This is a genomic window from Pseudomonas alkylphenolica, from assembly GCF_016009175.1.
GTDB classification, from domain to species: Bacteria; Pseudomonadota; Gammaproteobacteria; order Pseudomonadales; family Pseudomonadaceae; genus Aquipseudomonas; species Aquipseudomonas alkylphenolica_B.
The window spans coordinates 51,138-66,194 of record NZ_JADUCM010000024.1 but is presented as its reverse complement, the minus strand read 5'-3'; the positions used below and the strand labels follow the sequence as shown (position 1 = coordinate 66,194).

14 protein-coding genes, 1 pseudogene and 2 riboswitches are annotated in these 15,057 nt (G+C 62.6%); of the genes and pseudogenes, 8 read left to right on the top strand and 7 right to left on the bottom strand.

The features are described 5' to 3' along the window. Positions 1-190: 190 nt before the first annotated feature. The 3 genes and pseudogenes from csgE to I5S59_RS19055 all read left to right on the top strand — a co-directional run. A pseudogene (gene csgE / locus I5S59_RS19065) lies at positions 191-523 on the top strand (curli production assembly/transport protein CsgE); the annotation flags it as partial. Next, positions 520-939, top strand: coding sequence for a curli assembly protein CsgF (locus tag I5S59_RS19060; protein ID WP_197878007.1), 420 nt, complete (start codon positions 520-522; stop codon positions 937-939). The pseudogene csgE and the gene I5S59_RS19060, both read left to right, overlap by 4 nt. A 28-nt stretch (positions 940-967) precedes the next feature. Then, positions 968-1,810, top strand: a complete 843-nt coding sequence (locus I5S59_RS19055; RefSeq protein WP_197878006.1) for a CsgG/HfaB family protein — start codon at positions 968-970, stop codon at positions 1,808-1,810. 228 nt (positions 1,811-2,038) lie between these two features. Here the strand turns inward: I5S59_RS19055 and I5S59_RS19050 are convergent, their stop codons facing one another. The 5 genes from I5S59_RS19050 to I5S59_RS19030 are packed head-to-tail and all read right to left on the bottom strand — an operon-like array spanning position 2,039 to position 4,368. Then, positions 2,039-2,284, bottom strand: a complete 246-nt coding sequence (locus I5S59_RS19050; RefSeq protein WP_197878005.1) for a DUF1272 domain-containing protein — start codon at positions 2,282-2,284, stop codon at positions 2,039-2,041. Between the two features lie 14 nt (positions 2,285-2,298). Then, positions 2,299-3,045 (bottom strand): precorrin-4 C(11)-methyltransferase, encoded by a 747-nt coding sequence (gene cobM / locus I5S59_RS19045; protein ID WP_197878004.1) that lies wholly within the window; start codon positions 3,043-3,045, stop codon positions 2,299-2,301. A gap of 27 nt (positions 3,046-3,072) precedes the next feature. Further along, complete coding sequence (locus tag I5S59_RS19040) at positions 3,073-3,474, bottom strand: cobalamin biosynthesis protein (RefSeq protein ID WP_332262086.1); 402 nt, start codon at positions 3,472-3,474, stop codon at positions 3,073-3,075. A gap of 5 nt (positions 3,475-3,479) precedes the next feature. Beyond that, positions 3,480-4,172, bottom strand: a complete 693-nt coding sequence (locus I5S59_RS19035; protein WP_197878003.1) for a CbtA family protein — start codon at positions 4,170-4,172, stop codon at positions 3,480-3,482. Between the two features lie 10 nt (positions 4,173-4,182). Then, on the bottom strand, positions 4,183-4,368 hold the full coding sequence (locus I5S59_RS19030; RefSeq protein WP_128325369.1) for a CbtB domain-containing protein: 186 nt from the start codon (positions 4,366-4,368) through the stop codon (positions 4,183-4,185). Positions 4,369-4,464: 96 nt separating this feature from the next. After that, a riboswitch (cobalamin riboswitch) is annotated at positions 4,465-4,692 on the bottom strand. A gap of 60 nt (positions 4,693-4,752) precedes the next feature. Next, positions 4,753-4,950, top strand: a riboswitch (cobalamin riboswitch). 97 nt (positions 4,951-5,047) lie between these two features. Here I5S59_RS19030 and cobW point away from each other — a divergent pair. The 4 genes from cobW to I5S59_RS19010 are packed head-to-tail and all read left to right on the top strand — an operon-like array spanning position 5,048 to position 11,551. Beyond that, on the top strand, positions 5,048-6,115 hold the full coding sequence (gene cobW, locus I5S59_RS19025; protein ID WP_197878026.1) for a cobalamin biosynthesis protein CobW: 1,068 nt from the start codon (positions 5,048-5,050) through the stop codon (positions 6,113-6,115). A 3-nt stretch (positions 6,116-6,118) separates the two neighbouring features. After that, positions 6,119-9,880 carry a cobaltochelatase subunit CobN gene (gene cobN, locus I5S59_RS19020; protein WP_197878002.1) on the top strand — a complete coding sequence of 1,254 codons (3,762 nt, stop codon included), beginning with the start codon at positions 6,119-6,121 and terminating at the stop codon, positions 9,878-9,880. A 1-nt stretch (position 9,881) separates the two neighbouring features. Then, positions 9,882-10,886, top strand: a complete 1,005-nt coding sequence (locus I5S59_RS19015; protein ID WP_197878001.1) for an ATP-binding protein — start codon at positions 9,882-9,884, stop codon at positions 10,884-10,886. 47 nt (positions 10,887-10,933) lie between these two features. Beyond that, positions 10,934-11,551, top strand: coding sequence for a vWA domain-containing protein (locus I5S59_RS19010; RefSeq protein ID WP_332262087.1), 618 nt, complete (start codon positions 10,934-10,936; stop codon positions 11,549-11,551). A 130-nt stretch (positions 11,552-11,681) separates the two neighbouring features. Here the strand turns inward: I5S59_RS19010 and I5S59_RS19005 are convergent, their stop codons facing one another. After that, entirely contained in the window at positions 11,682-11,948 is a 267-nt protein-coding gene (locus I5S59_RS19005) for a hypothetical protein (protein ID WP_128325365.1), read from the bottom strand. A gap of 308 nt (positions 11,949-12,256) precedes the next feature. Here I5S59_RS19005 and I5S59_RS19000 point away from each other — a divergent pair, with 308 nt between their 5' ends. Next, positions 12,257-13,582 carry a sigma-54 dependent transcriptional regulator gene (locus I5S59_RS19000; protein WP_197878000.1) on the top strand — a complete coding sequence of 442 codons (1,326 nt, stop codon included), beginning with the start codon at positions 12,257-12,259 and terminating at the stop codon, positions 13,580-13,582. Positions 13,583-13,773: 191 nt separating this feature from the next. Here I5S59_RS19000 and I5S59_RS18995 read toward each other — a convergent pair whose 3' ends face one another. After that, complete coding sequence (locus I5S59_RS18995; protein WP_197877999.1) at positions 13,774-15,054, bottom strand: hypothetical protein; 1,281 nt, start codon at positions 15,052-15,054, stop codon at positions 13,774-13,776. Between the last annotated feature and the right edge of the window lie 3 nt (positions 15,055-15,057).

Genomic DNA, 15,057 nt, shown 5'->3' with positions numbered 1-15,057 from the left:
GGTGCTGTTGGCCGGCCCCCCCCCCCGGGGGGGGGGGGGCGGGCGGGTGGGGGGTTTAGGGGGCCACCCCCATTGGGCCCACGGGGGCGGCGGGGATTAGACCGTTTGCCCGCGGGGGGGGGGCCACCCCCCCCCCCACCCGCGGGGTGGCCCCGGGCCCGGGGGGGGGGGGCCCGCCCCCCCCGGGGGGGGGCCCGAGGACGAGATGATGGGCTTTATCGTCGACAACACCATTTCGCACATCGGTCACGACTTCTATTACAGCTTTGCCGAGCGGCTGCGTGCCACCAGCCGCCTGGATTTCAACCTGGTGGTACGCGAACGGCCGGACGCACGCTGGGGCAGCCTGGTAACGGTCGAGTACGAGCAACGTTTGATCTACAGACGCTTTTTGCCACCCAACACTACCGAGCTGAAGGACGCCGCCTATGAAGCGGCTGACCTGGTCAGGGCGCAGATCGCCCAGCGCAAGCTGCAGATGCTGCTGCAAGACACCACCGATCTAGAGAGGGACGAGCTATGAACAACAACAATACCTGTCGCCTGGCCTCCCTGGTGCTGCTGGCTGCCCTGGGCAGTCAGGCGGGTGCCACCGAACTGGTGTACACCCCGGTCAACCCGGCGTTCGGCGGCAACCCGCTCAATGGCACCTGGCTGCTCAACAACGCCCAGGCGCAAAACGACCACGAAGACCCGGCGATCAAAGACCGGGCCTCGGCCTTTGCCAGCACCTCGGCACTGGAGCGCTTCACCAGCCAGCTTGAGTCACGCCTGCTGTCGCAACTGCTCACCAACATCAATAACGGCAACACCGGCAGCCTGCAAACCGATGCCTTCCTCATCAATGTCATCGACGACTCTGGCGCGCTGAGCATACAGATCACCGACCGGGCAACCGGGGAAGTTTCCGAAGTGCAGGTGAACGGCCTGAATCCATAAAGGGATGCGGTCAACGGGGAGAGATAAAATGAAAAGAATTCTGACCGCACTGCTGATACTGGCCACCTTGCAAGGTTGCAGCCTGCGCGAGCCGATGTCCGCCGAGCAAGACGGCGAAACGCCGACCCTGACGCCGCGCGCGTCGACCTACTACGATCTGCTCAACATGCCGCGCCCCAAAGGTCGGCTGATGGCCGTGGTGTATGGGTTCCGCGATCAGACCGGGCAATACAAGCCGACTCCGGCAAGCTCCTTTTCCACCAGCGTGACCCAGGGCGCAGCGAGCATGCTGATGGACGCCCTGCAGGCCAGTGGCTGGTTTGTGGTGCTGGAGCGTGAAGGGCTGCAGAACCTGCTGACCGAACGCAAGATCATCCGCGCCTCGCAGAAAAAGCCCGACACCCCGGTGAACATCCAGGGTGAACTGCCACCGTTGCAGGCGGCCAACCTGATGCTCGAAGGCGGGATCATCGCCTACGACACCAACGTGCGCAGCGGCGGGGAGGGCGCACGCTACCTGGGCATCGATATCTCCCGTGAGTACCGGGTCGACCAGGTTTCCGTCAACCTGCGGGCCGTCGATGTACGCAGCGGTCAGGTGCTGGCCAATGTCATGACCAGCAAGACCATCTACTCCGTCGGGCGCAGTGCCGGGGTGTTCAAATTCATCGAGTTCAAGAAGCTGCTGGAAGCCGAGGTGGGCTACACCACCAACGAACCGGCCCAGCTGTGTGTGCTGTCGGCCATCGAATCGGCGGTTGGTCACTTGCTGGCACAAGGCATCGAACGGCGCCTGTGGCAGGTGGCGGGGGATGGCAGCGGCGATAACGAAGTGCTGAACAAGTACCTGAGTCAGTACCAGGCGCAATGAGACGGGGGGGAGGGGCGAGCGGGCGCTCCGACTTGCACGCAAACAACGATGACGCGGTGATACTGCTATACCCCGGCGTCTGCTTCGCCGGCAAGCCTGGCTCCTACGGATTCACACCGCCATCCTGTAGGAGCGAGGCTTGCCCGCGAACAACGATGACGCGGTGATACTGCTATACCGCAGCGACTGCTTCGCCGGCAAGCCTGGCGCCTACGGGGTAGTCCCCACCTAGTGCGACGGGCAGCCGTGTTCCTTGACCACCCGCGTGGTCGACGCCGGGTACGTCAGCAGCTTCTGCGCAGCCCGTGGCGGTCGCTTCACCAGTTCACCACCACAGTTCGGGCACTTTCCCTTCAGCTGTTGCTCACTGCAGTCCTTGCAGAACGTGCACTCAAACGAGCAGATCAACGCATCCTGGCTGTCACCGGGCAGGTCGCGGTCGCAGCATTCACAATTGGGGCGCAATTCGAGCATGGTCGGCTCCTCGCTCAGGGGCGATAAAGATGGGCATGGCTGGCACGGTACAACGCCGACTCGGCAAAGCCGTCGCTGGCCAGCACATGGCCGACGAGAATCAGCGCGGTACGGCGAAAGCCCTTGGCCTGTACCTGCCGGACAATACCATCAAGGGTGTCGAGCACCCAGTCCTGATCGGGCCAGGTCGCGCGATGGACCACAGCAATCGGGCAGTCACCGCCGTAGTGCGGGCGCAGTTCCTCGACGATCCTCTCCAGATGCTTGACCCCCAGGTGAATCGCCAGGGTCGTGCGGTGGCGGGCCAGGTCGGCCAGTTGCTCTCCGGCAGGCATCGGTGATTTGTCGCCGTAACGGGTGAGGATTACGGTCTGGGCGATGTCCGGCAGGGTCAGTTCACAGCCGAGCAGGGCGGCACTGGCGGCCACCGCAGTAACGCCAGGGACGATTTCGTAGGGAATACCCAGCTCGCGCAGGTAACGGATCTGCTCACCAATGGCGCCATACAGGCTCGGGTCGCCGCTGTGCACGCGGGCGACATCCAGTCCCTGTTGGTGAGCAAGCTGCATGGCGTCGATGATTTGTGCCAGGTGCAGCTCGGCGCTGTTGATGACGGTCTGGGCGCTGTGCCCTTCCAGGACGGCGGCGGGTACCAGCGAACCGGCATAGATGATCACCGGGCAGCGATGAATCAGGCGCTGGCCCTTGACGGTGATCAGGTCCGGATCGCCGGGACCTGCGCCGATGAAGTAGACAGTCATGGGAAATCCTAGGAGAGAAAGCGGGAATTATCGGCCAAACCGGGGGCTTGTCGCCAATGCCAGGCTGGCATCGCTGAGCAGGGTGCGGGTAACGCACAACTGCGCAGCGCCTGTGAGGTGCTCGGCCAGGGCCAAGGCCGCGCTTTCGGCAACGCCATAGCAACCGGTGTGCTGGTAGGACACCGTAGACCGATGGCTCAATTGCTGCTCGAAAGCAGCCAGTTGGGGTACGGAAAAGAACAGCAGGGGTACATTGAGTTGCCGGGCCAGTTGCTGCAGCCCGGGCTCATGCTGCTTGAGATCGATACTGGCAAGGCCCGCGACGGCTGCCTGTGGCAGGTCGTGGGCCTTGAGGGTCTGCTCCAGCAAGCTGGCCAGCGTTTCCACCGGACAACCTCGTCGGCACCCCAGGCCGACGAACAATTGCACGGGCTTCAGGCCTGGCTCGGACGACGGAACAGCCAGGCGCTGATCAGGCCCAGGGCCAGCCAGAACGCGGCGTTGGTCAGCAGGGAGGCAACCTTGAACTCGGCTTCCAGGGCTTCTGGTGCCAGCATTTCATGAACCTCCGGCTGCGGCGCGCCGATCACATGAGGCACCACCAGCAGCACCACGCCCAGCGCTTTGAACAGCCAGTTGTGGGCGAACGCGATCAACCCCAGCCCGGCTGCGGTGGCGGCTGCGGTGCCTACCCACCAGGCCTGGCGTTGGGCCAGATCGGCGGCAGCGGTACCCGGCAACTCCGGTGGCAGGCCCAGGGTTGGCGCCAGGCAGAACACGGCAAAACCGCCCAGGCCCCACAGGGCACCGCTGATGACTGTTTTTGGTGCGCGCAGGGTGTACAGCGCGGCGAGGATCAGGGCAAAGCCGACGGCGACCACCAGGTTGCCACCGGTGGTCGAGAGCACGCGCTGCCAGCCATCTTCCGGCGACCAGGCTTCGCTGTCGTGGTGGTGGTCGGCGGCAACCCCTGGCGCATGTTCGTGCGCCTCTACCGCCGGGGCTGCGCTTTCATAGGTTTCGGCCTGAAGAATCAGGGGGGCAACCCAGAAGCTTTGCAGCAGGGTCAACAACAGGGCCGCCAGCAGGCCGGCAAACCCTGCGGTACGTGCAATACGCTTGATCATCGGACGGCACTCAGTGGCAAGGGAAGGCGGCGCTGTGGCGGGTATCGTGCGCAGCGTTGTGCACGGCTTCGATATGCGAGAAACCGGCGAAGTAGACCAGGCACAGGCCCAGCAGCGAGGCACCGACGGCAACCAGCAGGCGCTGGCTGAGGCTGGAAGGGGTAACAGCAGAGTGACTGGCGGTGGTGATAGGCATGGCGCTTTCCTTTTGGTGTTGTCAGCAACAGGCAAGCGCAGGAAACCCCTGCACGAACTTCGCCCAGGGGTTGCAACAGCGCCCGCCCACCGCGGGTTTGTCAGATCAGTGTCGGGCCGGTCTCCGGGCTGATGAGGGCGAGCAGGTGCTCCGCCAAAGGCGCCTCCTTCCCATGCCGGACTGCAGGCACAGTGGTTCAGACGCTTTTCTCACTTACCGTTGCGGGGGCAGCACCGGACTTGTCATGCCGCACGTGTAGCAGCGCATGACGCACCGGTTTCCCAGTTTCACCCATTGAAGGGCACCCAAACGAATGGCGCTAGCAAATCACGGGCGAGCGCAGGCGTCAATCGTGACAGCAGTTGACCGCTTACCGGGCACTGCGTAGCCTTGCGCTTTCGAGGTTCTTCGGCGCTGGCCGAAGCTAAGACGGGAACGCGGTCAAAGCCGCGGCTGCCCCCGCAACTGTAAGCATTGAAGCGTTCGACACAGCCACTGCGTCCCTGCGGGAAGGCGTCGTTCAACGGGCCCTGTGCCTGTGCAATGCAAGCCAGGAGACCTGCCTCGATCAGTTTCCGACATAAACCGGGCGGGGTGATCCGGTGGCGAACGCGCCCAGGTAATGCTGCCTGAGGCTCTCGTCCCGCATGCCCGCCATCCTGCCAAGGGCATCGACGACATGAAAACACTGGCAAAACTCCCCGTCACCATCGTGACCGGCTTTCTCGGCTCGGGTAAAACCACGCTGCTGCGGCATATGCTCGACAATGCCCAGGGCCGCCGCATTGCGGTGATCGTCAACGAATTCGGCGAGCTGGGCATCGACGGCGAAATCCTCAAGCAATGCAGCATCGGCTGCACCGAGGAAGAGGCCAACGGCCGCGTCTACGAGCTGGCCAACGGCTGCCTGTGCTGCACCGTACAGGAAGAGTTCTTCCCGGTGATGCGCGAACTGGTGGCCCGTCGTGGCGACCTCGACCACATCCTGATCGAAACCAGCGGCCTGGCGTTGCCAAAACCGCTGGTTCAGGCGTTCCAGTGGCCGGAAATCCGCAATGCCTGCACGGTTGACGCGGTCATCACCGTCGTCGACAGCCCGGCCGTGGCCGCTGGCACCTTCGCCGCTTACCCCGAGCAGGTCGATGCCCAACGCAAGCTTGACCCGAACCTGGACCACGAGTCGCCGCTGCATGAGCTGTTTGCTGACCAGCTGGCCAGTGCCGACCTTGTGGTGTTGAACAAGGCCGACCTGATTGCTGCCGATGACCTGGCCAAGGTCCGTGCCGAAGTGCAGGAAGAGCTGCCGCCAGCGGTCAAGGTGATCGAAGCCAGCAGCGGTCGCCTGCCGCTGGAAGTGCTGTTGGGCCTGGGCGCCGAGTCCGAGGCGCACATCGATGGCCGCCGCACGCACCACGATTCGCACCTCGACGACGATGATCACGATGATCATGACCACGATGCGTTCGACTCGATCTCCATCGAGCTGCCTGAAGCCGACGAAAGCCTGCTGCTTGATGCCCTGACCCAACTGGTGGTGCAGCACGGCATTCTGCGGGTCAAAGGCTTTGCCGCGATCCCGGGTAAACCGATGCGTTTGCTGATTCAGGGTGTAGGCACCCGTTTCGATAAACACTTCGATCGCGCCTGGCGCAGCGAAGAGCCGCGCACCACGCGCCTGGTGCTGATCGGCCAGGAACTGGATGCGCTGCAACTGGAAGCGAGCCTGCGCGCCGCCCTGGGCGCTTGATCCATGCACCTGCTGCGGACCCAACCCGGTGGTTTTGTACCGGACGACAGCATTGCCGACCTCGGCCAGACCCCGGCCGAGCTGGTAATTCTCTGCAGCGGTGATTCGCACCTGGCACTGCTGGCCGAAACCGCCCAGCAGTTGCCCGAGGATTTTCCCAGCCTGCGTCTGGCCAACCCGATGCAGGTGCAAAACCATGCCTCGGTCGACCTGTATGTCGACGAGGTACTGCGTCACGCCAAGGTGATTCTGGTGTCGCTGCACGGCGGCGTTGGCTATTGGCGCTATGGCGTCGAGCAGTTATTGGAGCTGGCGGCGCGTGGCGTGCAGTTGATTCTGGTGCCGGGCGACGACCGACCCGATCCGGAGCTCACCCGCCTGAGTACTGTGGCCCCGGCGCAGGCCGAGCGGCTCTGGCACTTTTTGCGCCAGGGCGGCAAGGCCAATGCGTTGAACCTGTTCAACTGCCTGGCTAGCCAGTGGCTGCAGCGCGACTACCCCTGGAGCGAGCCGCAACAGCTGCCGCGTACGGCGGTGTATCACCCGCGCAAGGCTAGCGCCGAACTCGCCGACTGGTATGCAGACTGGCAGGTCGAGCAACCGGTGGTGCCGATACTGTTCTATCGCTCGCACCTGCAGGCGGCCAATACGGCTTTTATCGACACATTCTGCGAGCGCTTGCAGCTTGCCGGGCTCAACCCGCTTCCCATCGCGGTCGCGAGCCTCAAAGAGGCCGGTTGCCTGAGCCAGGTAGAAGACTGGCTGGACCAGGTCGACGCCGCGCTGATCATCAACACCACAGGCTTTGCCCAATCCAGCCCCGAACAACCGCACCTGCGGCCGTTTCGCCGGGACATTCCGGTGCTGCAGGCGATTTGCGCCCAGGACAACGAACCCGGCTGGGCCGCCAGCGAGCAGGGCCTTGGTGCTCGTGACCTGGCCATGCATATCGTGTTGCCGGAGCTGGACGGGCGCATCATCACCCGGCCGGTCAGCTTCAAGGACCTGGCCTGGCGCAGCGAGCGCAGCCAGTCGGACGTGGTCTGCTATCGCCCGCATGCCGAGCGCATGGATTTTGTCGCCGAGCTGGCGCGGCGCTGGTGTGCGCTGGCGCATCTGCCCAATGCGCAGAAACGTGTGGCCTTGATCCTGGCCAACTACCCGACCCGCGACGGCCGCATCGGCAACGGTGTCGGCCTTGATACCCCCGCGGCGGCGTTGAACATTCTGCGGGCATTGAAGGCGCAGGGTTATCCGCTGAGCGAGTTGCCCGACAGCGGCACGGCTCTGATCCAGGCACTGCTCGGCGGTGTCAGCAACGACCTGGACAGCCTCGACCAGCGCCCCTGCCTGCAAAGCATGGCCCTGGAGGACTACCAACGTGCCTTTGCCGCGTTGCCCCAGGCCAACCAGCAGGCCGTACTGGAACGTTGGGGGCATCCCGAGCAAGACCCGATGTTCCGCAGCGGACGAATGATGGTCGCCGGTCTGCGCTTTGGCCTGACGTTCGTCGGCATCCAGCCTGCCCGTGGTTACCAGTTGGACCAGAGTGCGGTCTACCACGACCCGGATCTGGTGCCGCCGCACGGCTACCTGGCGTTTTATTTCTGGCTGCGCCATGGCTTTGCCGCCGATGCACTGATACACGTAGGCAAGCACGGCAACCTGGAATGGTTGCCGGGCAAAGGTGTCGGCTTGTCTGCCCAATGCTGGCCGGATGCACTGATCGGGCCGCTGCCCAACATCTATCCGTTTATCGTCAACGACCCGGGCGAGGGCGCCCAGGCCAAACGGCGCACCCAGGCAGTGATCATCGATCATTTGATGCCGCCGCTGACCCGCGCCGAAACCTATGGCCCGCTGCGTCACCTGGAGGCCCTGGCCGACGAGTACTATGAGGCCCAGTTGCTCGACCCGCGTCGAGCGCGCGAACTGCAACGGGACATTCTGGCACTGGTGCGCGATAACCATATCGACCGTGAGCTGCAGCTTGAGGGGGCGCTGGATGACGCCGCCGTATGGTTGCCGCGCCTGGACACCTACCTGTGTGACCTCAAGGAGTCGCAGATTCGCGATGGCCTGCATGTGTTCGGTGAATCACCGGCCGGCCGCTTGCGTATCGATACTTTACTGGCCCTGTTGCGCGTAGAGCGCGGCGATGGCCGTGGTACCAATGCCAGCCTGCTGCGGGCTTTGGCTCGCGCGCTGCAACTGGGCTTTGACCCGCTTGACTGTGACCTTGGCCAGCCTTGGCAGGGCCCGCGCCCGGCAATGTTGCTAGCGCAGGACCCTGCGCTATGGCGAACAATGGGCGACACCCGTGAACGCCTGGAGACACTCGCTGCCGAGCTCATCGAGCAAACCGTTAACGGCGGCGCGATCCTGCCCGATGCGCCGTTGTGGGGCGATGCCCGTGCGGTACTTGAGGGCTTGCAGCAACATATTGCGCCCCAGCTGGATGCCTGTGGCCCTGCGGAGCTTGCCGGTTTGTCGGCGGCCCTGCAGGGCCGCTTTGTTCCGGCAGGGCCCAGCGGCGCACCGAGTCGCGGGCGCCTGGATGTGCTGCCAACCGGCCGCAACTTCTATACCGTCGATGTCCGCAACCTGCCGACCACCACGGCATGGCGCATCGGTTTTGCCTCGGCCAACCTGATTCTGGAGCGTCATCTGCAGGATCACGGTGATCACTTGCGCCAGTTAGGCCTGTCGGTGTGGGGCACGGCGACCATGCGTACCGGCGGTGACGATATCGCCCAGGCCATGGCCCTGCTCGGCGTGCGCCCGGTGTGGGCCAGTGGAAGCCAGCGCGTCGATGACTTTGAAATTCTGCCCCTGAGCCTGCTGGACCGTCCACGGGTGGATGTGACGTTGCGTGTTTCGGGGTTCTTCCGTGATGCCTTTGGCAACCTCATCAAACTGTTCGATGCAGCGGTCCAGGCCGTGGCTGCATTGGACGAGCCGGACGACCTCAACCCGCTGGCTGCCCGCGTGCGCAGCGAACGTGCCGAGCTGGAGCGTCAGGGCGTAAGCCAGGAACAGGCGGCGCGTCAGGCGGGCTGGCGGATATTCGGGGCAAAACCCGGGGCCTATGGCGCCGGCGTGCAGAATGCTATCGACGGGCACCTGTGGAACGAGCGCAAAGACCTGGCCGAGGTCTACCTCAATCATGGTGGCTATGCCTATGGCGCTGCAGATGAGGGTACACCGGCACGGGCCGATTTCGCCCGGCGCCTGAGCCAGGTTCAGGCGGTTATTCAGAACCAGGACAACCATGAGCATGACCTGCTCGACTCCAACGACTACTACCAGTTCCAGGGCGGCATGCTGGCTGCCGTGGAAAGCCTGGGCGGTACTCGCGTAGCCAGTTATCACGGCGATCACAGCCAGCCGGACCGGCCACGTATACGCACGCTCAAAGAAGAGCTGAACCGCGTGATCCGTGCCCGAGCGCTCAACCCCAAATGGATCGACGGGGTCAAACGCCATGGTTACAAAGGTGCCTTCGAACTGGCCGCGACCGTCGATAATCTGTTCGCGTTCGATGCCACCACGCATTTGATCGATGACCACCATTACCAGTCGCTGGCCGAGGCTTATGTACTCGATGGCCCGACCCGTGACTTTATCCGCCAGCATAATCCTCAGGCCTTGCGTGATATTACCGAGCGCCTGCTTGAAGCGCAGCAGCGCGGCCTGTGGGAGGCACCCGGTGCTTACCGGGAGGCCTTGGAAGAGCACCTGCTGGACGGCGAAGAAGAGAACTGAGATGACTGAACCCGTACATTTCCCCCTGTCTGCCGTGGTCGGCGCCGATGAGCTGAAACTGGCCTTGTGCCTCACGGCCATTGATCCGAAGATCGGTGGCGTACTGATCGAAGGGCCTCGAGGCATGGCCAAGAGCACGCTGGCTCGCGGGCTGGCGGATCTGTTGGGTGAAGGTCCCTTCGTCACACTGCCACTGGGTGCCAGTGAAGAACGCCTGGTCGGCACTCTCGATCTGGATGCCGCGCTGGGGCAGGGCAAGGCACAGTTCTCGCCCGGTGTACTGGCCAAGGCCGATGGCGGCGTGTTGTACGTCGATGAGGTCAATCTGCTGGCAGACCCGTTGGTCGACCTGCTGCTGGATGTCGCCGCCAGTGGCACCAACCGCGTCGAACGTGACGGTATCTCCCACCGTCACAGCGCTCGTTTCGTATTGATCGGTACCATGAACCCGGAAGAAGGCGAACTGCGTCCGCAGTTGCTCGACCGTTTCGGTCTCAATGTCGCCCTTGAGGGGCAACCGGAACCGCAGGCACGCGGGATGATCATTCGGCGGCGTCTGGATTTCGATGCCGACCCGCAGGCGTTCTGTCAGGCGTGGGCCGGGGCACAACAGCAATTGCGCGTCCGCTGCCAGGGTGCGCGCGAACGCCTGACGCAGATTGCCCTGGACGATCATGCCCTGGCGCAGATCACCGAGCGCTGCTTTGCCGCAGGTGTCGATGGCGTGCGCGCCGACCTGGTCTGGCTGCGTGCCGCCCGGGCCCATGCGGCCTGGCGCGGTGGGATCGCTATCGAAGCGCAGGATATTGACGCAGTCGCTGATTTTGCCCTGCGTCACCGGCGCCGCGAAACGCCTCAATCGCCGCCGCAGCGCTCGGCCGAACCACCACAGGGCGGCGATGCTGGCAGCACGCAACAAGGCCAGGGTGCCTGGGGCGAAATGCCTCCAGAGGCCACAGCGACCGGGGCCCGGCGCGAGGTGCCGAACTGGGCAAAAAAGCCCTGAGCATCCGTCGGTCGCAGACAACGGATGCCAAGCCTCGGGCAGGCGCGATCAAGCAGGGGCAGCGCGGGCGTGCCCGCGAGGCCGAGCAGGGCAAGGTAGCGTGGCCGGCCACCTTGCTCAAAGGCCGCCCGACGCAGCGCCGTCACCTGTGCTGGCAGCAACGCACGGCCAGCGCCAATGAACTGTGGCTGGTGATCGTCGATGCCTCGGCGTCTACCCGTCGCTATCAGGCCTTGAGCCAGGCCAAGGGCCTGTTGGCCAGCTTCTTTGATCACGCTTATCGCCAGCGCGCACGGCTGACCTTGCTTACCGCCAGCGGTAATGCACCACGTTGGCAGCGTCATGGCCTGAAAGCCTCAATGGCTTTGCAGCCCTGGCTTGAAAACCTCGGGGCAGGTGGGGGGACTCCGCTACTCGCCGCCCTTGAACAGGCACGGCATTGGCTGCTGGCGCGCCAACGGCGTCATCCGGATGAACAGCAACGTTGCCTGGTACTGACCGATGGTCGATTGAAGGCCTGGGAGCCACTACTGCCGTTGCCGTGTCCGAGTGTACTGGTGGACATGGAGTGTTCGCCGGTGCGATTAGGGCGTGCACGGTTATTGGCGCAGCAGTTGGAGGCCGACTACCGTTCAATTGAAAGTTTCAAGGTTTTAATTAATTAAGCCGCGCGCGCAACATGCTGTTGGCAATACTGCGGCTATGTGTCGCAGCCATATAAATGTAACAACTTAATTGCCTGGTACGCACCGTGACTCGGTGCGCAACCATTGGCAATTGAAGTACTGCCACGCTTTATGCTGGCATCGACCAGGGTTGCAGAGCGCACCCTTGTTTTTTCAATTCGGCACGCATTTCTTCAATCAGGCTGGCCAGTTGCGCAGGATCGGAGTAGGTGCTGCTTGGCACTTGCTTGCTGCCAATGCGCGTGCTGGTCCGGTCGATCACTGTCAGGCTTAGTTCACCCGTGCCGTTCGGCGAGTCCCAGGCAACACACTGGAACGGTTCGAAGGCGTGGTCGGCAATCAGCAGTGCTTCGTTGACACGGAGCGGGGCGTTCATGGGTTCGGTCTCTCTGTGGGCCAAACAAGATAATTAACAACCGCGTTGGCGGTGGGTTACTTGTACTGATGCACGCAGCACCGGGGTAAGTCACAACAAAACGAAACTTTTTTCACATGTCGCAAAAAGTTGTAACACTTGGCGGCTGTGACGCTGAAAGTTAAAAAAGATTCCCGGCTGCTATCGCATGTCATTGCTTTACTGACAGACGGTACTGGGCGTTTGACGCATCGTTGCTACTGTTACAAACGGGTCCGCCAACTTGCTGTTTCTATTAAAAATCCATCAATTGGCGCCAAGGAAAGGTCATGCTTGAGCCTGCATCCAACCGCCGCCTGCTGATCGTCGATCCTTGCGATGATTGTCATCGTTTATTACCGGGCCTGCGCAATGTCGGCTGGGATGTTCACAGCTGTACATTGGCCTCTGCCCTGGAGCATCCCTGTGATGTCGGCTTGCTGCGCCTGCAGGCGTCACACCTCAAGCATCCGGATGCGGTCAAAGACCTGATCAAACGCAGCAAAACCGAGTGGATCGCCGTACTCGGCGCCGACGAACTGCGCATGCAGAACGTTGGCGACTTCGTCTGTGAATGGTTCTTTGATTTCCACACCCTGCCATTTGACGTGTCGCGGGTGCAGGTCACCATCGGGCGCGCATTCGGCATGGCGCGCCTGCGTGGCAAGGGTACCGTGCACGTCGATGAGGCCGATCATGAGCTGCTGGGTGACAGCCGCCCTGTTCGCGAGCTGCGCAAATGGCTCAGCAAGCTTGCGCCGACCGAGTCGCCGGTGCTGATCCGCGGCGAAAGCGGGACGGGCAAGGAGCTGGTGGCGCGGACCCTGCACCGCCAGTCACAGCGACGGGACAAACCCTTTGTGGCGATCAATTGCGGCGCAATGCCGGAGCACCTGATCCAGTCCGAGCTGTTCGGCCACGAAAAAGGCGCTTTTACCGGTGCCCACCAACGCAAGATCGGCCGTATCGAGGCGGCCAACGGTGGCACGTTGTTTCTCGATGAAATTGGTGACCTGCCGCTGGAGCTGCAAGCCAACCTGCTGCGTTTCCTTCAGGAAAAACACATCGAACGGGTGGGCGGCAGCCAGCCGATTGATGTTGATGTGCGGGTACTGGCTGCAACCCACGTCGACCTGGAGCAGGCCATTGCCCGTGGCCGCTTTCGCGAGGACCTGTATTACCGGCTGAATGTCTTGCAGGTGGTTACTGCACCGTTGCGTGACCGGCATGGCGATCTGTCGATGCTGGCGAATCACTTTGCTCATTTCTACAGCCTGGAAACCGGACGGCGCCCTCGCAGTTTCAGCGAAGACGCGTTGATGGCGATGGGCAAACATGACTGGCCGGGCAATGTGCGCGAACTGGCCAACCGCGTGAGGCGGGGCCTGGTGTTGGCCGAAGGCCGGCAGATCGAGGCGCAGGACCTGGGGTTGCACAGTCAGAATGCATTTGTGCCCAGCATGGGAACGCTTGAAAACTACAAGCACCTGGCCGAGCGCCAGGCGTTGTGTGATGTGCTCAACCGGCACAGTGACAATTTGAGCATTGCCGCCAAGGTGCTGGGTATTTCCCGGCCCACGTTCTACCGGTTGTTGCACAAGCATCAGATACGGTGAACGTTTGGTTGTTTGATAGGCTGAGGCTGTGAGCGTCGCCACATCAAATGGATAAGCTCGCCAACCCAACCCAACCCAACCCAACCCAACCCAACCCAACCCAACCCAACCCAAGAATCACAGTCCCCCCGCGATTCCGTGAAGAACCATGAACAAGCCCGCAGAAGCGGGCTTTTTCATGGGCGTCAGCGTTAGAAGTAATACGGAAACTTCAAGCTGAAAGAGAAGTCCGGCGAATCGTCGGTCAGGCCGATGGCCAGGTTTGGCACGATGGTCAGGCTGTCGGTGGCGGCCAGGGTCATGCCGATGTTGAAGTTGGCGGCGTTGTAGTCGCTGCTGGGTACCGACTGCCAGTCGCCACCATCGGGCTTGATCTTGCTTTTGCGGGCAAACTGGTCTGAGAACGAAAACGACATACTCATCTTCTCGTTCAGGGCAAAGGCAATACCCGCACCGATCTGCCAGGAATCGCCAAGTTTCACGTCACCTGGCACTTTGGTGTTGATCGTGGGGCTGATGTCGCTGAACGAATCCTGCATGTTGTAGGTGTACGACAGGCTGCCGAACAGGACGGCCGGGTCGAAGGTCTTGACCAGCGAGAGACCGGGCGTGATCGCCCAGACACCATTACCGGTCGGCAGGTCTTGAGGTACCGACAGGTTGTCGTTGCTGGGGTCGTTGACCAGTTTGATGCCGTAGGGATCATCACCGGTTGGCGCCTTGACGCGCAGGGTGGCGACCGCATCAGGCCAGTTTTCCGACTCATCGATGAATTTGTAGGCAACGCCGACGTTGATATCGCCGATGGTCGGGTCGCGGGTCACGGTCGCATCGGAGGTGACCGGGCCGGCGCCGCCGGCACCGCCGGACGAATAGGTCGACTCGCGGTAGACCACCGGAACGTTAATGTCGAATTGCCAACGCTGGGCGACGTTATAGCGGGCGGTCAGGTCCAGGGTCCAGTTATCGGCCTTGATCCGGTCCAGGTTGATATTGCCGAGGAAAATCGAGTCCAGCGCCAGGAAACCGTTGAGTACCAGGGCACGGGTATCGTAATGGGTATAGGTAAGGCCGGTTTCGACGCTGAACTTGCCGCCACCGAAGAAGCCGCTGGCTTCGTCATACAGGTTGGAAACGCTCTGCGCCGGCTCCGAGTCGTCTTTGAGCGACTGTCCGTAGGAACTGCTTGTGGTCCCTGGTGCGCCGGCGGCAACCGTCTGGCCACCCCGGGTGGTTTCCGCGGGGGATTTGGTCAGGCGTTTGGGGACCGGGGTTGCCGGTGCTTCTTCGACTTGGCGAACGCGCTGTTCGAGGACCATCAACGCGTTCTGTTGTGCTTCGTACCGCTGTTTCAGCTCCATGAGTTCTTTTTTTAGTGCTTCGACCTGAGGGTCTGGCGCTGCGTAAAGCAATGTGGCTGGAGTCAGGGTGCTCAAACAGACAATAGCCCTGAGCGTCAACGATCGTTGCATGGG